At 69.8% G+C, this 16,932-nt stretch carries 17 protein-coding genes; 10 read left to right on the forward strand and 7 right to left on the reverse strand.

All coding sequences use genetic code 11. From position 1 onward, the window contains the following. Positions 1 to 26 precede the first annotated feature (26 nt). Positions 27 to 3,020, reverse strand: a complete 2,994-nt coding sequence (locus tag M3149_RS05270; RefSeq protein ID WP_251708279.1) for an L-glutamate gamma-semialdehyde dehydrogenase — start codon at positions 3,018 to 3,020, stop codon at positions 27 to 29. A gap of 101 nt (positions 3,021 to 3,121) precedes the next feature. On the opposite strand from M3149_RS05270, the gene M3149_RS05275 reads away from it, so the two are divergent. Further along, a complete protein-coding gene (locus tag M3149_RS05275; protein ID WP_251708280.1) occupies positions 3,122 to 3,595 on the forward strand; it encodes an Lrp/AsnC ligand binding domain-containing protein in 474 nt (157 codons plus the stop codon). Between the two features lie 77 nt (positions 3,596 to 3,672). Beyond that, positions 3,673 to 4,218, forward strand: a complete 546-nt coding sequence (locus tag M3149_RS05280) for a DUF3617 domain-containing protein (RefSeq protein ID WP_251708281.1) — start codon at positions 3,673 to 3,675, stop codon at positions 4,216 to 4,218. On the opposite strand, the gene M3149_RS05285 is transcribed toward M3149_RS05280, so the two are convergent. After that, positions 4,202 to 4,921, reverse strand: coding sequence for a YggS family pyridoxal phosphate-dependent enzyme (locus M3149_RS05285; protein WP_251708282.1), 720 nt, complete (start codon positions 4,919 to 4,921; stop codon positions 4,202 to 4,204). The two genes, M3149_RS05280 and M3149_RS05285, sit on opposite strands and share 17 nt — an antisense overlap. A 42-nt stretch (positions 4,922 to 4,963) precedes the next feature. On the opposite strand from M3149_RS05285, the gene M3149_RS05290 reads away from it, so the two are divergent. From M3149_RS05290 to M3149_RS05300, 3 genes are read left to right on the forward strand one after another with little or no spacing between them, the layout of a single operon-like run. After that, a complete protein-coding gene (locus M3149_RS05290) occupies positions 4,964 to 6,007 on the forward strand; it encodes a type IV pilus twitching motility protein PilT (RefSeq protein ID WP_251708283.1) in 1,044 nt (347 codons plus the stop codon). Positions 6,008 to 6,036: 29 nt separating this feature from the next. Next, positions 6,037 to 7,173 (forward strand): PilT/PilU family type 4a pilus ATPase, encoded by a 1,137-nt coding sequence (locus M3149_RS05295; protein WP_251708284.1) that lies wholly within the window; start codon positions 6,037 to 6,039, stop codon positions 7,171 to 7,173. 55 nt (positions 7,174 to 7,228) lie between these two features. Next, positions 7,229 to 8,122, forward strand: a complete 894-nt coding sequence (locus tag M3149_RS05300; protein ID WP_251708285.1) for an NAD(P)-dependent oxidoreductase — start codon at positions 7,229 to 7,231, stop codon at positions 8,120 to 8,122. Between the two features lie 6 nt (positions 8,123 to 8,128). Here the strand turns inward: M3149_RS05300 and M3149_RS05305 are convergent, their stop codons facing one another. Genes M3149_RS05305 through M3149_RS05315 form a run of 3 tightly spaced genes read right to left on the reverse strand, consistent with a single transcriptional unit; the run spans position 8,129 to position 9,910 of the window. Next, a complete protein-coding gene (locus M3149_RS05305; RefSeq protein ID WP_251708286.1) occupies positions 8,129 to 8,806 on the reverse strand; it encodes a BON domain-containing protein in 678 nt (225 codons plus the stop codon). Beyond that, a complete protein-coding gene (locus tag M3149_RS05310; RefSeq protein WP_251708287.1) occupies positions 8,803 to 9,423 on the reverse strand; it encodes an SIS domain-containing protein in 621 nt (206 codons plus the stop codon). Before M3149_RS05310 ends, M3149_RS05305 begins: the two co-directional genes overlap by 4 nt. A 37-nt stretch (positions 9,424 to 9,460) precedes the next feature. Next, complete coding sequence (locus M3149_RS05315) at positions 9,461 to 9,910, reverse strand: YraN family protein (protein ID WP_435370728.1); 450 nt, start codon at positions 9,908 to 9,910, stop codon at positions 9,461 to 9,463. Between M3149_RS05315 and rsmI the strand changes: the two genes are divergently transcribed. Next, the gene (gene rsmI / locus M3149_RS05320) at positions 9,851 to 10,765 is read left to right on the forward strand and encodes a 16S rRNA (cytidine(1402)-2'-O)-methyltransferase (protein ID WP_251708289.1); all 915 of its coding nucleotides are present in this window, start codon (positions 9,851 to 9,853) and stop codon (positions 10,763 to 10,765) included. The two genes, M3149_RS05315 and rsmI, sit on opposite strands and share 60 nt — an antisense overlap. A gap of 1 nt (position 10,766) precedes the next feature. Here rsmI and M3149_RS05325 read toward each other — a convergent pair whose 3' ends face one another. Beyond that, positions 10,767 to 11,087, reverse strand: a complete 321-nt coding sequence (locus M3149_RS05325) for a hypothetical protein (RefSeq protein WP_251708290.1) — start codon at positions 11,085 to 11,087, stop codon at positions 10,767 to 10,769. Positions 11,088 to 11,230: 143 nt separating this feature from the next. On the opposite strand from M3149_RS05325, the gene M3149_RS05330 reads away from it, so the two are divergent. From M3149_RS05330 to M3149_RS05340, 3 genes are all read left to right on the forward strand, one after another. Further along, positions 11,231 to 11,830 carry a DUF502 domain-containing protein gene (locus M3149_RS05330; protein WP_251708291.1) on the forward strand — a complete coding sequence of 200 codons (600 nt, stop codon included), beginning with the start codon at positions 11,231 to 11,233 and terminating at the stop codon, positions 11,828 to 11,830. Positions 11,831 to 11,923: 93 nt separating this feature from the next. Then, positions 11,924 to 12,517 (forward strand): intradiol ring-cleavage dioxygenase, encoded by a 594-nt coding sequence (locus tag M3149_RS05335; RefSeq protein ID WP_435370729.1) that lies wholly within the window; start codon positions 11,924 to 11,926, stop codon positions 12,515 to 12,517. 25 nt (positions 12,518 to 12,542) lie between these two features. Then, on the forward strand, positions 12,543 to 13,562 hold the full coding sequence (locus tag M3149_RS05340) for a metal-dependent hydrolase (RefSeq protein WP_251708293.1): 1,020 nt from the start codon (positions 12,543 to 12,545) through the stop codon (positions 13,560 to 13,562). A 1-nt stretch (position 13,563) separates the two neighbouring features. Here M3149_RS05340 and dinG read toward each other — a convergent pair whose 3' ends face one another. Beyond that, positions 13,564 to 15,771 (reverse strand): ATP-dependent DNA helicase DinG, encoded by a 2,208-nt coding sequence (gene dinG, locus M3149_RS05345; RefSeq protein ID WP_251708294.1) that lies wholly within the window; start codon positions 15,769 to 15,771, stop codon positions 13,564 to 13,566. 79 nt (positions 15,772 to 15,850) lie between these two features. Here dinG and M3149_RS05350 point away from each other — a divergent pair, with 79 nt between their 5' ends. Continuing rightward, positions 15,851 to 16,930: a patatin-like phospholipase family protein gene (locus M3149_RS05350; protein ID WP_251708295.1), complete on the forward strand. Its 1,080-nt coding sequence runs from the start codon at positions 15,851 to 15,853 to the stop codon at positions 16,928 to 16,930. Positions 16,931 to 16,932: the final 2 nt, after the last annotated feature.

Here is a 16,932-nt window from a genome sequence, read left to right on the forward strand (position 1 = left end):
CCCGGCCCTGGACACCAGACCGCTTCTCAGTGTGCGAACAGCGCCACGTTGCCGCCAGCGGCGGTGGTGTTGATGGTGAGCGTCTGCTCGGCGCAAAAGCGCACCAGGTAGTTCGGCCCGCCGGCCTTGGGGCCGGTGCCGGACAGACCCTCGCCACCGAAGGGCTGCACGCCCACCACGGCGCCGATCATGTTGCGGTTGACGTAGACGTTGCCGATGCGCGCGCGCGCCGCCAGCGCCAGCGCGCGGCTGTCGATGCGCGTCTGCAAACCCAGCGTGAGGCCATAGCCCAGCGCGTTGATCTGCTCGATGACAACGGCCGGATCGCCCGACCAGCGCACCACCTGCAGCACCGGGCCGAAGATTTCCTGCCGCACATCGGCGATGGATTCCACCTCGAACATCTGCGGCGCCAGCGCCTGTGGCGGAAGGCCGTCACGCTCGGACAGCAGGGCGCGCGCGCGTTCGCGCAAGCCGCGGACCGCCTGCGACACGCCGGCGAAGGCCTCGGCGTCGATCAGCGGGCCGACGTCGGTGGCCATGTCGGCCGGGTCGCCCACCACCATTTCGGCCGCGGCGCCGCGCACCATGGCGATCACCGCGTCGGCCACCGCCTCGTGCACGCACAACAGCCGCAAGGCCGAGCAGCGCTGGCCCGCGCTGCGAAAGGCGCTCTGGACCACGGCGTCGGCCACCTGCTCGGGCAGCGCCGTGCTGTCCACCAGCATGGCGTTGATACCACCGGTCTCGGCGATCAGGGGCACGATCGGCCCGTCCTTGGCGGCCAGCGCGCGCTGGATGGCCTTGGCCACCGGCGTGGAGCCGGTGAACACCACGCCCGCCACGCCCGGCTGAGCCACCAGCGCCGCGCCCACCGTCTCGCCCGGGCCGTGCAGCAGTTGCAGGGCATCGGCGGGCACACCGGCGGCGTGCAGCAGGTCCACCGCCGCCTGGGCGATCGCGGGCGTCTGCTCGGCGGGCTTGGCCAGTACCGTGTTGCCGGTGACCAGCGCCGCGGCCACCTGGCCGGTGAAGATGGCGAGCGGGAAGTTCCAGGGGCTGATGCAGACCCAGGCGCCGCGGCCGATGAGCCGCAGCGTGTTCGACTCGCCGGTGGGGCCGGGCAGTTCGATGGGCGCCTGGATGTGCTCGGCCTCGACGGCGTAGTAGCGCAGGAAGTCCACTGCCTCGCGCACCTCGGCGATCGCATCGCCCCAGGTCTTCTTCGCTTCCTTCACGAGCAGGGCGCACAGGGTGGGCAGGCGTTGCTCCATCGCGTCGGCAGCGCGACGCAGGCAGGCCGCGCGGTCGGCCACGGGCACGGCGTGCCACGCGGCAAAGGCTTGCTGCGCGCGGGGCACCGCGGCGATCGCGTCGCCGGCCTGCGCCTCGGGCACGGTCGGCACCGTGGTGACGCCCCAGGCGGCGTGCAGGCGGGCGCGCTCGGCGGCCACCGCCAGGTCAAGCCCCTGGCTGTTGGGGCGCGCGTCGCCGTAGAGCGCACACGGCAGCACCAGCGCGGGCGCCGGGTCCTCGCCACGGCAGCGCTCGATGGGCGAGGCCAGCAGTTCGTCCAGGCCCACACGCTCATCGGCCAGCTGATGCACGAAAGACGCGTTGGCGCCGTTCTCGAGCAGCCGCCGCACGAGGTAGGCCAGCAGATCGCGGTGTGCCCCCACCGGCGCGTATACGCGGCAGCGCACGGTGGCGTCGCGCAGCACCTCGCGGTAGATGCCTTCGCCCATGCCGTGCAGGCGCTGCAGCTCGAACGGCACGCCAGCGGCACGCGCCATCTGCTGGATGGCCGCGATGGTGGTGGCGTTGTGCGTGGCGAACTGCGGGTAGATCACGTCGCCCGCGTCGATCAGCGCTTGCGCGCAGGCGAGGTAGCTCACGTCGGTGCGGTGCTTGCGCGTGAACACCGGGTAGCCAGCCAGACCGAATTCCTGCGCGCGCTTGATCTCGGCGTCCCAGTACGCGCCCTTGACCAGGCGGCACATCAGGCTCACGCCATGCCGGCGCGCGATCGCGGCCACCTCGCCGATCAGCTCCACCGCGCGGGTCTGGTAGGCCTGCAGCGCCAGGCCGAGGCCGGACCAGGCCGGGCACTGCTGCGCCACCCGCGCCACCAGCACCTCGAACACGTCGAGCGACAGCTCCAGGCGCTCGACCTCCTCGGCGTCGATGGTGAGGTTCAGCCGCGCGGCGGCGGCGCGTTCGCACAGCGTCCACACGCGCGGCACGAGCACCTGCAGCACGCGCTCGCGCTGGGCATGTTCATACCGCGGGCACAGCGCGCTGAGCTTGATCGACAGGCCATCGTTGCGCGCAGGGTCGCCCAGCGGATCAGCACCGGCCGCGATGGCGTCGATCGCGTGTGTGTAGCTGGCCAGGTAGCGCTGGGCGTCGGCGTCGGTGCGGGCGCCCTCGCCCAGCATGTCGAAGCTGTGCACGCGGTTGGGCTGCGCGGCGTGCGCGGCGCGCGCCAGGCGCAGGGCCTCCTCGATCGTCTGGCCCAGCACGAACTGGCGCCCCAGCAGCTGTACCGCGCGTAGCGTGGCGGCCACCACGGTGCGCGCCCCCAGGCGGGCCACCAGCCCGCCGGCCTCGCCCGCGGACGGCAGCCAGCGCTTGCTCCAGCCGATGGCGGTGGACGACAGGCGCGCCAGCACCGCATCGCCCGCACCCTCGAAATCGGCCCGCCCCAACTGGTCGGCCGTGAGCGCGATGGCGGTCTCGGCGTCGGGCACGCGCAACAAAGCCTCGGCCAGGCGCATCAGCGCGAGGCCTTCGGCGCTGGAGATCGGGTACTCCTTGAGCAGCCGCTCCATGACCCAGAACGGCGGCGGGTTGTCACGAACGGCCCGCACCCAGGGCGTGGCTGCGGCCACCACCGCGGGCCAATCGGGGCCCGCGGCCAGGCTTGACAGGCGATCGGCCAACACGTCCGCCTCGGGCCGGCAAGGATCGGGCAGCCGATCGGCGTGGGCGACAGGGGGGAGCGGGTCGGGGTGGAGCATGGCGGGCACCTGTGTTGCAGAATGGTGAATATGCGTATGCTCTGCGCATCGGTGATGAATTTTTCTCCTGATTCAGGCCTGTCTGCCGCACTTTATTCACCATGACCACCGATCTGCCCGACCTCGACCGCATCGACCTGAAGATCCTGCGAGCGTTGCAGGCCGACGGTCGCCTGACCAACCTGAAGCTGGCGGAAGCGGTCGGGCTTTCCCCCACCGCGGTGCTGTCGCGCACGCAGCGCCTGCAGCGCGACGGCTACATCACCGGTTACGAGGCGCGGCTCGACCCGCACAAGCTCGGCCGCGGCATGCTGGTGTTCGTGGAGGTGCTGCTCGACCGCACCACGCCCAACGTGTTCGAGGCCTTCAAGGCCGCGGTGCAGGTCCGCGAGGAGATCCTGGAGTGCCACATGGTGGCCGGTGGCTTCGACTACCTGCTCAAGACCCGCATGGCCGACATGGCCGCCTACCGCGACTTCGCGGGCAGCGTGCTGTGGCAGTTGCCCGGCGTGCGCGAAACACGCACCTACGCGGTGATGGAAGAGGTCAAGCACAGCGGCCGCCTGCCCATTTGACCTCCCCCATCGAGGCTGGTCAGGCGGGCGGCACACCGCCAGAATGCACCGGGTCACCCCGTCACAAGGAGCACGCCATGTCCCACCCCGCCCGCCTCGCCGTCGCACTCGCACTCGCAATCCCCCTGCTGGCAGCCGCGCAGGGCGTCAAGCCCGGGCTCTGGGAAGTCACCCAGAAGATGGGAGGCAACCCCAAGGCCGACGCCGCCATGGCCCAGATGCAGCAGCAGATGGCCGCGATGAGCCCCGAACAACGCAAGATGATGCAGGACATGCTCGCAAAGCAGGGGATGTCCATGCCCGGCGCAGCGGCCGGCGGCGGCATGAGCATGCGCTACTGCCTCACGCCCGAGATGGCCGCGCGCAACGAGCCGCCGCCCGCAGCCGACGGCAAGTGCACGACGAAGGTCACACAACGCTCGGCCGCCGAGATGAAGATGACGTTCCAGTGCACCGAACCGCCCTCCAGCGGGGACAGCACCATCCGCTTCCAGGGCGATGGCGCCTACAGCTCGATCACCAACGTGACCACGCAGGTGGGCGGCAAGCCCGAGCGCGCCACCATTGAAGGTTCGGCGCGCTGGGTGAGCGCCAACTGCGGTGCGGTCAAGCCGCGGCCGTAGCGTCCTTCAAGGGGCGGTGGCCGAACACCGCCCGCCCCACGCGCACCATCGTGGCGCCGGCGGCCACCGCGGCCTCGAGGTCGTCGCTCATGCCCATGGAGAGCGTGTCCAGGGCGTGGCCGCGGGCGCGCAGGTCCTCGAAAGCCGCGCGCACGCGCAGGAACAAGGCCTTCTGGGTGGCGAAGTCGGGTGACGGCTCCGGGATGCTCATGAGGCCGCGCAGGCGCAGGTTGGGCAGTGCGGCCACCGCGTCGGCCAGTGCGGGCAGTTCGGCCGCGCTCACGCCCGATTTGTTTGCCCCGCCATCCACGTTGAGCTGCAGGCACACGTTGAGCGGCGGCAGGCCGGGTGGGCGCTGCTCGCTCAGGCGCTGGGCAATCTTCAGGCGATCGACCGATTGCACCCAATCGAATTGCGCAGCGACCAGGCGCGTCTTGTTGCTCTGCAGCGGGCCGATGCAATGCCACTCGATGGCCTCGCGCGGCAGCATTTGCGCCACCTGCGCGATCTTGTCGATGCCTTCTTGCACATAGTTTTCGCCGAAAGCCGTCTGGCCGGCGGCATGGGCCTGACGGACGGCGTCGGCTCCGAAGGTCTTTGAAACCGCCAGCAAAGTAACCTCTGCGCTGTCCCGCGAAGCCGCTTCGCAGGCCCGCCACAGCCGCTCCCGCACTTGCTGGAGATTGGCGGCGATGCTCGTCATAATCGTTTTCAACTGCCCTCAGAGAACACGGAAACACCCGGGATGGACATCACCCAACTGCTGGCTTTCAGCGTCAAGAACAAGGCCTCCGACCTGCACCTGTCCGCCGGGCTGCCACCCATGATACGGGTGCATGGCGACGTGCGCCGCATCAACGTCGACGCGCTCGACCACAAGGCTGTTCACGCCATGGTGTACGACATCATGAACGACAGCCAGCGCAAGCAGTACGAGGAGTTCATGGAATGCGACTTCTCGTTCGAGATCGAAGGTCTGGCGCGTTTTCGCGTCAACGCGTTCAACCAGAACCGCGGCGCCGGCGCCGTGTTCCGCACGATTCCAAGCAAGATCCTCACGCTCGAACAGCTCAACGCACCCAAGATCTTCGGTGAACTGGCCCTGCGCCCGCGCGGCCTGGTGCTGGTGACCGGCCCCACCGGTTCGGGCAAGTCGACCACGCTGGCGGGCATGGTCAACCACCTCAACGAAACCGAGTACGGCCACATCCTGACGGTGGAAGACCCGGTGGAATTCGTGCACGAGTCGAAGAAATGCCTGGTGAACCAGCGCGAGGTCGGCCCGCACACGCTGAGCTTTGCCAACGCGCTGCGTTCGGCGCTGCGTGAAGACCCGGACGCCATCCTCGTGGGTGAGATGCGCGACCTGGAAACCATCCGCCTGGCCATGACGGCCGCCGAAACCGGTCACCTCGTGTTCGGCACGCTGCACACATCGAGTGCTGCCAAGACCATCGACCGCATCATCGACGTCTTCCCTGCGGAAGAAAAAGACATGGTGCGCGCGATGCTCTCCGAATCGCTGGTGGCGGTGATCTCGCAGACGCTGTGCAAGCTCAAAGACGGCAGCGGCCGCGTGGCTGCCCACGAAATCATGCTGGGCACCAGCGCCATCCGCAACCTCATCCGCGAGGCCAAGGTCGCGCAGATGTACTCGGCCATCCAGACCGGCAACAGCGTGGGCATGCAGACGCTCGACCAGAACCTCGCCGACCTCGTGCGCCGCAACATCATCAGCCCGGCCGAGGCGCGCAGCAAAGCCAAGATTCCCGAGAATTTCCCGGGATGACCACCGCCCAACATTGAGGCACCCGCACCATGGAACGCGATCAGGCATCCAAGTTCATCAACGACCTGCTGCGGCTGATGCTCAGCCGCGGCGGCAGCGACCTGTTCATCACGGCCGAATTCCCACCCGCCATCAAGGTCGACGGCGCGGTCACCAAGGTGTCGCCGCAGCCGCTCACGGCCGGCCACACGCTGGCGCTGGCGCGCGCCATCATGAACGACAAGCAGGCCGCCGAATTCGAACGCACCAAGGAGTGCAACTTCGCGATCTCGCCACCGGCGATCGGGCGCTTCCGCTGCAACGCCTTCATCCAGCAGGGCAAGATCGGTCTGGTGATGCGCACGATTCCCGCGGTGCTGCCCACGATCGACAAGCTCGGCCTGCCCCAGGTGCTCAAGGACGTGGCCATGTCCAAGCGCGGCCTGTGCATCCTGGTCGGCGCCACGGGCTCGGGCAAGTCCACCTCGCTGGCCGCCATGGTCGACTGGCGCAACGAGAACTCGCACGGCCACATCGTCACGGTGGAAGACCCGATCGAGTTCGTGCACCCACACAAGAACTGCGTCGTGACGCAGCGCGAAGTCGGCATCGACACCGACAGCTGGGAAGCCGCACTCAAGAACACGCTGCGCCAGGCGCCCGACGTGATCCTGATGGGCGAGATCCGTGATCGCGAAACCATGGAGCACGCGATCCAGTTCGCCGAGACCGGCCACCTGTGCCTGGCCACGCTGCACGCCAACAGCGCCAACCAGGCGCTGGACCGCATCATCAACTTCTTCCCCGAGGAACGCCGCCCGCAGCTGCTGATGGACCTGTCGCTCAACCTGCGCGCGCTGGTCTCGCAGCGCCTGGTGCCACGGCAAGACAACAAGGGCCGCTTCGCCGCGGTCGAGGTCCTGCTCAATTCGCCCCTGATCTCCGACCTGATCTTCAAGGGCGAGGTGGCCGAGATCAAGGAAGTGATGAAGAAGAGCACCCAGATGGGCATGCAGACCTTCGACCAGGCGCTGTTCGAGGCCTTCGAGTCCAACCTCATCACCTACGAAGACGCGCTGCGCAACGCCGACTCGCTCAACGACCTGCGCCTGCAGATCAAGCTCAACAGCCAGCGCGCAAAGACCCTCGATCTCGCTGCCGGTACCGAGCACCTCACGATCGTCTGAGCGGGGCTCGGTAACATCCCTGGGTTGCTGTACCGACAACCCAGGAGACGACACCTTGAACCCCAAGAACTACGAACCCACCCCCGCGCGCCGCGTCGCCTTCCTCGGCCTGGGCGTCATGGGCGGCCCAATGGCGGGCCACCTGGCCAAGGCCGGCCATCAGGTCACGGTCTACAACCGCACCACCGCCAAGGCCGAGGCCTGGGCGAAGCAACACGGCGGCGCCTTCAAGGCCACGCCGCGCGAGGCCGCTGCGGGTGCCGACATCGTGTTCGCCTGCGTCGGCAACGACGCTGATCTGCGCGCGGTCACGCTGGGCGTCGACGGCGCCTTTGCCGGCATGAAGGCCGGCGCCATCTTCGTCGACCACACCACCGCGTCGGCCGACGTCGCGCGCGAGCTCTACGCCGCCGCCAAGGCCCTGGGCATCGCCTTCGTGGACGCGCCGGTCTCGGGCGGCCAGGCAGGTGCCGAGAACGGCCTGCTCACCGTCATGTGCGGCGGCGATCAGCCCGCGTTCGACGCCGTCAAACCCGTGGCCATGGCGTTTTCGCGCGCCTTCACGCTCATGGGTGCCAGCGGCGCGGGCCAGCTCACCAAGATGGTCAACCAGATCTGCATCGCAGGCCTCGTGCAAGGCCTGTCCGAGGCGATTGCCTTCGGTCAGAAAGCGGGCCTGGACATGAACCTCGTGCTCGACGTGATCGGCAAGGGCGCGGCCCAGAGCTGGCAGATGGACAACCGCGGCAAGACCATGGTGGCCGACCAGTTCAACTTCGGCTTCGCGGTGGACTGGATGCGCAAGGACCTCGGCCTCGTGCTCGACGAGGCCAAGCGCAATGGCGCACGCCTGCCGGTGACGGCTCTGGTGGACCAGTTCTACGCCGACGTGCAGGCCATGGGCGGCAACCGGTTCGACACCTCGAGCCTGATCAAACGGCTGAAGTGATCGGCCTCACTGGCGCGGGGCGGCACTGGGCGTTGTGCCCGCCGCCGGCGCCGGTTGCGCCGCCGGCGCTGGCGCCAGGCGCTGCAGCTCCTCTTCGGTGAGGATCTCGAAAATGCGTACCACGCGCTGCACGCCGTCGACGTTGCGCGCGATCTCGGTGGCCCGATCGGCCTCGCGCTGCGTCACGCGGCCCATGAGGTAGACGATGCCATGCGTCGTGGTGACCTTGATGGCGGTGACCGGCAGGTCGCGCGCGTCCACGAAGCCCGCCTTCACGCGGCCGGTGATCAGCGTGTCGGACGTGCGTTGCGACAACGGCGGCGTGTTCATCACCTTGACCTCGTTGACGGTGCTGCGCACGTTGTCCACACCCGCCACGATCTTCTCGACTTCGGCGCGCGTGGCCTCGCTGTTGGCTTCGCCGGTGAGCAGCACCTGGCGGTTGTAGCTGGTCACCGACACGTTGGCGCGACCGCCCACCTGGTCGCGCAGGCGGTTGCTCGCGCGCAGTTCGATGGACTGGTCGTCAAGCTGGGCGCCGGAGCTGCGGCGATCGGTGGCGACGAGGGCGGTGCCCACGGCAGCGCCGCCCAGCACCAGGGGCGCGCAGGCGCTGAGCACCGCGGACAGGGAGACCACCGCCAGCGCGGCGGCGCCCAGGCGGGGCAAGGGTTTGAGGTTCATGCGGGGTTCTCCGTTTCGGTCGAAGGGGTTTCGGGCAGGCCCAGCAGCTGGGCATCCAGTCCGTCGGCCAGGCAGTGCAGCACGAGCAAGTGCAGTTCGCTCACGCGCGCAGGCTGCTCGTGTGGCACACACACATGCACGTCGGTGTCTCTCAGTTGGGCGGCGAGACGGCCGCCGCGCGCGCCGGTCAGCGCCACCACGGTCATCTCGCGTTCATGGGCTGCCTCGACGGCGGCCACCAGGTTGCCGGCCTGCCCGTCCGGGCTGAAGACCAGCAGCACGTCGCCGGCCTGACCCAGGGCGTGCACCTGGCGCGCATAGACCTGACGGCCGTCGAAATCGGTGGCGATGGCGGACATCGCCGCGGCGTTGCCCGAGAGCGAGAACGCCGCCAGACCGGGTCGCTCACGTTCGTAACGACCGACGATGTGCGCCGAGAAAAGCTGCGCCAGCGCCGAACCCGCGCCGTTGCCGCAGGTGAGCACCTTGCCGCCGCCGGTGAGCCCGGCCAGCAGCGCCGCCACGGCCGCTTCCACCAGCGGTGCCAGCATGGGTGCGCTCTGGTACTTGAGGTCGGCGCTGTCGATGAATTGCTGCTGGATGCGCTGCAGGAGCATGGGGCGATGATAGCGGCCGGCCCGGGTTGAAATGGCATCAAAACGCTTCACCGGCGTCGAAGGCCGCGGGCAGCCATTGCGGTGTGCTGTCGCCGTCGATGAGCACCGCGTCGAAGCGGCACCTTGGCATGGACCGCAGACGCGCCAGAAAGTGCCGCGCCGCCAGCACGATGCGCCGGCGCTTGATGGCGCCGATGCTGGCGGCCGCGCCGCCATGCGTGCCTGCGCGGCGCTGACGCACCTCCACGAACACCAGCGTGCCATCGGGCTCCCGCATAATCAGGTCGATCTCGCCGCCACCGCGCCCCGGTGTGCGGAAGTTGCGCATCACCAGGTGCATGCCCTGCCCGCGCAGCAAGGCCAGCGCCACGTCCTCGGCCTGTCGACCCACCGCCGACGCCGTTGCCCGCTTCTCATCGCCCCACACGTGTCTCTCCAATCGATCGAACTGCTCGCCGCCGCGCGCCTGGCCGCGGGGGCGCAGCATTGTCCGCAGGGCGCGCTCTACATACTGGCTACCCCTATCGGCAACCGCGCTGACATCACGCTGCGCGCCCTGCACGTGCTCGACCTGGCCGACGCCGTGGCCTGCGAAGACACGCGCCACACGGCCGCCCTGCTGCAGGGCTATGGGCTGCACAAGCCATTGATCGCGGCGCACGAGCACAACGAACGCGAGGCCGCGCAGGCGGTGATCGAGCGCTTGCGCGAGGGGCAGCGTGTGGTCTATGCGAGCGATGCCGGCACGCCGGGCGTGAGCGATCCTGGCGCGCGGTTGGTGGCCGAGGTGCGCGCGGCCGGGCTGCGTTGCGTGCCGCTGCCTGGCGCCAGCAGCGTCACCGCCCTGCTGAGCGTGGCCGGCGAGGTGCAGGGTGGGGGCCGCTGGCGTTTTGCGGGCTTTCTGCCGCCCAAGGGCGCCGAGCGCGAGCGCGCTCTGCAGGCCCTGGCCGCCTCGCCCGAGGCGAACGTGCTGCTGGAGGCGCCCCACCGCATCGAGGCACTGGCACAGGCACTGGCGACCCACCTCGGCGAGCGGCAGGTCACGGTCGGGCGCGAACTGACCAAGCAGTTCGAGGAAGTGGACACCCTGCCCGCCGCACGGCTGCCCGACTGGCTGGCCGCCCACCCGCAGCGCACGCGCGGCGAGTTTGCGTTGCTGGTGCACGCAACAGCACCGGTGGCGGCCGGGGAGGACGAGGTGAACGCCGGTGCGCTGCGCGTGCTCGACGCGCTGCTGGGCGAATTGCCGCTGAAAACGGCGGTGAAGCTCGCGGCGCAGATCAGTGGCGCGCCGCGCAACCTGTTGTACGAGGCCGCGCTCGCGCGCAAGCCTCAAGGTTGACTCAGGGCCGGCGCGGGCCGCCCACGTCCTCGATTTCGCGCGCCTCGACGTCGACCACATCCCCACGCGCGGCCCCGCGGGTGCCCTGCGCGTCGCCACGCCAGGCACCTTGTGCGTAGCGCTGCGAGCGCTCGCGCATGCGGGCGAACAGCACCGCCGGTGCCGGCTTTCGCCCGGTGATCAGCGACCACAACGACACCCCGAGCACCACCAGCAAGGAGGCCAGCAGCAGGCTCAAGAGGAAGACCGCCGCGGCCAGCGCCAGCGCCAGGCGCAGGACGGTGCGGCCCAGACGGCCCAGCAAATCGGCAAATGCGTTCATGGGTGACAGAGCGGACAGGCTCACGTGAGTTCCGATGGCGGTGGTGGACACCGGGTGCACCTGCGGCCGGGGAGCCGCGCTTGCAAGAACCGCCCGTCGGAACACACGGGCATACACCGCCGGCTGCTATTCTCGCTGCGCCCATGAAATCGCGAATCACCCAGTACTTCCTGCGCGGCCTGATCACCTTCCTGCCGCTGGCGCTCACCGTCTACACCTTCTACCTGCTGGTGGTGTGGACGGAGTCGCTCGCGCTGCGTCTGATCCGCCCCTTCATCGGCGACTTCTACCTGCCCGGCCTGGGCATCCTGATCGTCGCGGGGCTGATTCTCGGCCTCGGCGTGCTGGTGTCGCAGCCCGCGGTGGCGCGCCTGCTCTCGTGGCTGGAGCTGCCCTTCACCAACCTGCCGGTGGTCAAGAGCATCTACACATCGCTCAAGAACTTCGCCGACTACTTCGCGCCGCACGACAAAGGCGAGCCGCAACAGCAGGTGGTGCTGCTGCGCGCGCCGGGGCAGGACATGTCCATCGTCGGCCTGGTCACGCGCCAGTCCTTCGGCGACCTGCCGGGGGCGCTCGGTGAACTGGATCAGGTGGCTGTCTACCTCCCCATGGGCTACATGATCGGGGGTTACACGGTCTTCGTGCCCCGCGACTGGGTCACGCCGATCGACATGTCGGTCGAGGAGGCCATGCGCTCCTCGCTGCTCGCCTGGATGTCCTCCAGCCGCGAGTCGGGCTGACCCGCTCCCGCGGAACTCCGCCGGCGCGCCTGCTTCGAAGTGGCCATGTCACACACCTCGCACCCGCGCCTGCCACGACGTCGCACCTTGCTGATGGGCGCCGCCGCGGCCCTGGCCGCTCCCGCCTGGCTGCGCCCCGCCCTGGCCCAGGGCAAGGCCTTGCGCCGCACGCCGAGCCAGACCGAAGGCCCGTTCTATCCGGTCGAGATCCCGGTCGACCACGACGCCGACCTGCTGCGCAACGGCCAGGCCCGCTACGCCCGCGGCCAGGCCTGCTGGGTCCAGGGCACCGTGGTCGATCTCGACGGCCGCGCGATCGACGGCGCTGCTGTCGAGATCTGGCAGTGCGACGAGGCCGGCCGCTACCACCACCCCGGTGACGGCAACCGCGCCGACCCCGCATTCCAGGGTTTCGGCCGCGTGCTGGCCGACCGCGAGGGCCGCTACCGCTTCCGCACCATCCGCCCGGTGCAGTACGGCGGGCGCACGCCGCACATCCACGTCAAGGTCAAGCTGGACCGCCAGGAACTGCTCACCACCCAGCTCTACGTGCAGGGGGATCCGGGCAACGAGCGCGACTTCCTCTGGCGCCGCCTGAGCGAGGCCGACCGCGCGCTGATCACCGTGCCATTCACCACCGCGGCCGACGGCCTGCAGGCCACATTCCCCATCGTCGTGCAGGCCTGAAGCGCCGCGGCTACGCTCGCGGCCCATGGATTCCCTGACACAGATCGCCCTGGGCTCGGCCGTGGCCGTGGCCACCATGGGCCGGCGCACCGCGGTGTGGAAATCGGCGCTGTGGGGCGCCGTCGCCGGCACCCTGCCCGATCTCGACGCCCTCATCGACCACGGCGACGCCGTGTTGAACATGGTGCTGCACCGGGGCGAGTCGCACGCGCTGTTCTACCTCACGCTCTTCGCGCCGCTGATGGCCTGGCTGGTGAGCCGCCTGCACGGCGAGGCCGCGCTGTTCAAGCGCTGGTGGCTTGCGCTGTGGCTCGTCCTGATCACCCACCCGTTGCTCGATGCGATGACGGTGTACGGCACGCAACTGCTGCTGCCCTTCACCAACCATCCCTACGGCGTGGGCAGCGTCTTCATCATCGATCCGGGCTATACCGTACCGCTGTTGATCGGCGTGGGCATGGCATTGGCGGCCTCATCCCGCGTGGGATTCAAGGCCAACGCCCTTGGCCTGTTGCTGAGCAGCGCTTACCTGGTGTGGAGCGTGCTCGCACAGCAGCACGTGGCCCAGGTGGCACGCGAATCGCTGCGTCAGCAGGGCATCGAGGTCAATCAACTGCTGGTCACACCGGCGCCCTTCAACACCGTGCTCTGGCGCCTGGTGGCCGTGGGAAGCACCAGCTACCACGAAGGACATCACTCGCTGCTGGACGATTCGGCCGAGATCCACTGGCGGCAATACGACCGCGGGACCGACATCGCGCAGCGCCACGCCGATGTCGAAGGCCTGCGTCGCATCGCTGCCTTCAGCCACGGCTTCTACAAGGTGGACGAGCGCCACGGGCGCCTGTTCGTCACCGACCTGCGCATGGGGCAGGAGCCAAGCTACGTGTTTCGCTTCGACCTGGGCAGCGTGGCCGAGCGGGCCAACGGCGGGCGCGCGGCTCACCTGGTGGGCGAACGCGGCGATCTGCGGGCCGGCCTGACATGGATCTGGCGTCGGATGTGGGGTGAACGGCTGACCCCGCCAGGCGTGTCGGTGCACTGACTCAGACGTCGACCGTCTGCTGCCCCTGCCTGCGCTGCAGCCGGTACGGGGGCAGGCCTTGCAACATGCGCCGGCCATAGCCCTGCCGCAGCAGCCGCGCGTCGTAACAGATCACGGTGGCCTCGTCGGTCTCGGTGCGCAGGGCGCGGCCGGTCCACTGCAGCAGGCGGGCACCGGTGGCGGGCACCACGAGCTCGCTGAACGGGTCCCGGCCCTGGGCCTTGAGCCAGTCGGCGCGCGCCTGGCCCACCGGGTCGCTGGGCGATGCAAAAGGCAGCTTGGTGATGAACACCCATTCGCAGAGCTCACCCGGCAGGTCCAGGCCCTCACCGAAGGATTGCAGGCCGAACAGGATGGAGGCCTCGCCGTCGGCCACGCGTTGCGCGTGGCGCTTGAGCAGCACCGTGCGCGAGGCCTCGCCCTGCACCAGCACGCGCTCGCGCAGGTCGGTGTTGGCGCCGCGCTCCAGCAAGGCGATGGCAGCGCGCATCTGCACACGCGAGGTGAACAGCACCAGCGCGCCGCGTGTCACCTGCCGCAGGTCGGTCATCAGCAGATCCAGCATCTCGCGCGTGTAGCCGTCCACGTCCTTCGGGTCGGCCGCGGTCTGCACCACCACCAGCCGGCCCTGCTTCGCGTGGTCGAACGGGCTTTGCACGGCGCGCGTGGTGGTGGCCGCGTCCCAGGCCAGGCCGGCCTCGTGCAGGAAGTGATCGAAACCACCACAGGTGACCAGTGAGGCCGAGGTGACGACCGCGCCACGCACGTGCCGCCACAGGTGGTGGTGCAGCAGGCTGCCCGGTTGCAGCGGGCAGGCGTGCGCGCTCAAGGTGACCATGCCGTGCATCACGCCGGCCTGCAACCACTTGGCCAGCGGCGGTGCCCCGGACTCGGCCGCCTGCAGCCACAGGCTGGCGGTTTCGTGCAGGCTTTGCAGGCGGGGGGCGAAGCGGCCGATGCGCGCGTAGTGCTCGGCGCTTCGCGTTGCCTCGCCCGGGTTCTCGCGCGCGTTGGCGCGCAGTTGCACGGCCAGCGCCTCGGCCAGCTTGAGCAGCACCCCCGCGTGCAGCTGCAGCGCGGCGAGCGGTTCGTGCCAATCGGTGGGCAGCGCGCCGCCTTCGAAGCGGTGCGTGAGCGGGGGCGACTCCGATGCGAGGTCGCGCACGGCGGGGCCCACCGCGGCCATGCCCAGACGCGCCAGATCGGTCAACGCAGCACGCGCGCCGCGCGCGTGTTCGTTCAAGTCCACCCCGTGCGCGTGCGTGATCGCCTTGGCCACCTCGTCGAAAGCCTTGGGCAGGCGATCGAGCCAGGTGGTGTGCATGAGGTCCATGTGCGCGGTGAACTGGCCTTGCGCCACGTCGGGCAGGTGGTGCGCCTCGTCGAGCACGACGTAGCAGTCCTGCGGCTTGGGCAGCGCGTGCAGGCCCAGGGTGGAGAGCAACAGGTCGTGGTTGACCACGATGACCTGTGCATGCGCGAGCCGGTTGCGCGCCTGGTAGTAGCTGCAGCCGTTGTAGGCCGGGCAATGGCGCGCGGTGCAGGTGTGGCGCTCGGCGGCCACGGGCGCCCACAACGCGGGCTCGGGCGGCTCGGCCAGGCGGTCGCGGTCGCCGTCCCAGTCGCCCTGGTCGAGCGCCATGGTCCACTGCGCGTACTGCTGGGTGCGCTGGGCCGCGTCCCCCAGGGGCTTGCCGCCGCCCTCGCCATCGAACAGATCGGCGCCAGCGTCCTCGCCCGCGGCCAGTTGGTCGAGCTTGAGGCGGCACACATAGCGCCCGCGGCCCTTGGCGAGCGCGAAATGGAAAGGCTGCGGCAGCAGCGCCGCGAGCGCGGGCAGGTCCTTGGCGATGAGTTGCTCCTGCAGCGCCACGGTGGCGGTGCTGATGAGCACGCGTTTGTCCTGCGCGAGCGCGAGCGGGATGACCGTGGCCGCGTAGGCCGCCGACTTGCCGACGCCGGTGCCGGCCTGCACCACCGCAATGCCACGGTCCGGTCGACCCGCCTCGCCGGACACGCTGTCGTCGCCCAGCTTCACACCCGCCAGGGTTTCAGCGATGAAAGCCGCCATCTCGCGCTGGCCCTCGCGGGCGCGAAAGCCCGGCGCGCGCCCCACCACGTGGTCGAAAGCGGCCAGGGCCAGGGCTTCGCGCGCGAGCGCGTCCTCGGGCGGGGTCGGGTCGGGGGAGGCGGGCTGCTCGTCGCGCATGGAGGCCGGGATTGTCGCCGTTCGCCGGAGGGTGACCGGTGGGCGCCAGATCGTCATGCTGCAGTGCAACAATGCACGCATGGCCAACCGCAAGCCCCCCATCCTCCGCATCGACCTGGCGCTGCAAGGCGGTGGCTCGCACGGCGCCTTCACCTGGGGCGTGCTGGACCGCCTGCTCGAGGACGAAGGCCTGGAGATCGCCGGCGTGAGCGGTACCAGCGCGGGCGCGATGAACGCGGTGGCGCTGGCCGCCGGCCTGATGGAAGGCGGTCGCGAGGGCGCGCGTGCCGCGCTGCGCCGTTTCTGGACGCGCGTGGGCGAGCTCTCGCCCTTTGGCAGCGTGGCCGCCGCGCCCGTCGCACCGTGGCTCGACCCGGCCAGTGCCTGGGCAGCACCCTGGCTGGCGCCACTGCGCGCCACCCAGCAATGGCTGGGCGCGCAGGCCTCGCCTTACCAGTTCAACCCGCTCAACCTCAACCCGCTGCGGCGCATCCTGCTCGACACGGTGGATTTCGAGCGGGTGCGCGGCTGCACCAGGACGCGCCTGTTCATTGCCGCAACGCGCGTGCGCACCGGCGAGCTGCGCGTGTTCGACCAGCACGAACTCAGCGCCGACGTGGTGCTGGCCTCGGCTTGCCTGCCGCTGCTGTTCCAGGCGGTGGACATCGACGGCGAGGCCTACTGGGACGGCGGCTATGCGGGCAATCCCTCGCTGCTGCCACTGGTGATCGACAGCCCGGCCGACGACCTGCTGATCGTGCAGATCAACCCCGCCGAGCGCGAGACCCTGCCCATGCGCGCGAGCGACATTCTCGACCGCATCAACGAAGTGACTTTCAACGCCAGTCTGCTCAAGGAGCTGCGCTCCCTCGGCCTGCTCAAGCAGCTGCTGGCGGCCGAGGGCTGGGCCGCGCGGCGCCTGCGCAACCCGGTGCTGCGGCGCGTGGCTCGGTTGCGGCTGCACCGGGTGGACGGTGGCGAGGCACTCGCCGCCCTGGGCGCGGGCAGCAAGCAGCGCACCGATCCGGCGTTCCTGCAGCGGCTGTTCGAGCAGGGCCGGGGGGCGGCCGATGGCTGGCTGGGCGCGCACCGCGACGCGCTGGGCGAACGCGGCACGTTCGACCCCGGCACCGAACTCGGTCCGCCGCTGGCGCGCTGAGC

It is taken from the genome of Hydrogenophaga intermedia (assembly GCF_023715105.1).
Lineage (GTDB): Bacteria > Pseudomonadota > Gammaproteobacteria > Burkholderiales > Burkholderiaceae_C > Hydrogenophaga > Hydrogenophaga intermedia_A.

What these genes read in the sequence shown, in the direction of transcription:
- M3149_RS05270 (WP_251708279.1), bottom strand. Translation starts at nt 3,020, where the DNA reads ATGCTCCACCCCGACCCGCTCCCCCCTGTCGCCCACGCCGATCGGCTG.
- M3149_RS05275 (WP_251708280.1), top strand. Translation starts at nt 3,122, where the DNA reads ATGACCACCGATCTGCCCGACCTCGACCGCATCGACCTGAAGATCCTG.
- M3149_RS05280 (WP_251708281.1), top strand. Translation starts at nt 3,673, where the DNA reads ATGTCCCACCCCGCCCGCCTCGCCGTCGCACTCGCACTCGCAATCCCC.
- M3149_RS05285 (WP_251708282.1), bottom strand. Translation starts at nt 4,921, where the DNA reads ATGACGAGCATCGCCGCCAATCTCCAGCAAGTGCGGGAGCGGCTGTGG.
- M3149_RS05290 (WP_251708283.1), top strand. Translation starts at nt 4,964, where the DNA reads ATGGACATCACCCAACTGCTGGCTTTCAGCGTCAAGAACAAGGCCTCC.
- M3149_RS05295 (WP_251708284.1), top strand. Translation starts at nt 6,037, where the DNA reads ATGGAACGCGATCAGGCATCCAAGTTCATCAACGACCTGCTGCGGCTG.
- M3149_RS05305 (WP_251708286.1), bottom strand. Translation starts at nt 8,806, where the DNA reads ATGAACCTCAAACCCTTGCCCCGCCTGGGCGCCGCCGCGCTGGCGGTG.
- M3149_RS05310 (WP_251708287.1), bottom strand. Translation starts at nt 9,423, where the DNA reads ATGCTCCTGCAGCGCATCCAGCAGCAATTCATCGACAGCGCCGACCTC.
- M3149_RS05315 (WP_435370728.1), bottom strand. Translation starts at nt 9,910, where the DNA reads ATGCTGCGCCCCCGCGGCCAGGCGCGCGGCGGCGAGCAGTTCGATCGA.
- M3149_RS05325 (WP_251708290.1), bottom strand. Translation starts at nt 11,087, where the DNA reads ATGAACGCATTTGCCGATTTGCTGGGCCGTCTGGGCCGCACCGTCCTG.
- M3149_RS05330 (WP_251708291.1), top strand. Translation starts at nt 11,231, where the DNA reads ATGAAATCGCGAATCACCCAGTACTTCCTGCGCGGCCTGATCACCTTC.
- M3149_RS05335 (WP_435370729.1), top strand. Translation starts at nt 11,924, where the DNA reads ATGGGCGCCGCCGCGGCCCTGGCCGCTCCCGCCTGGCTGCGCCCCGCC.
- M3149_RS05340 (WP_251708293.1), top strand. Translation starts at nt 12,543, where the DNA reads ATGGATTCCCTGACACAGATCGCCCTGGGCTCGGCCGTGGCCGTGGCC.
- dinG (WP_251708294.1), bottom strand. Translation starts at nt 15,771, where the DNA reads ATGCGCGACGAGCAGCCCGCCTCCCCCGACCCGACCCCGCCCGAGGAC.
- M3149_RS05350 (WP_251708295.1), top strand. Translation starts at nt 15,851, where the DNA reads ATGGCCAACCGCAAGCCCCCCATCCTCCGCATCGACCTGGCGCTGCAA.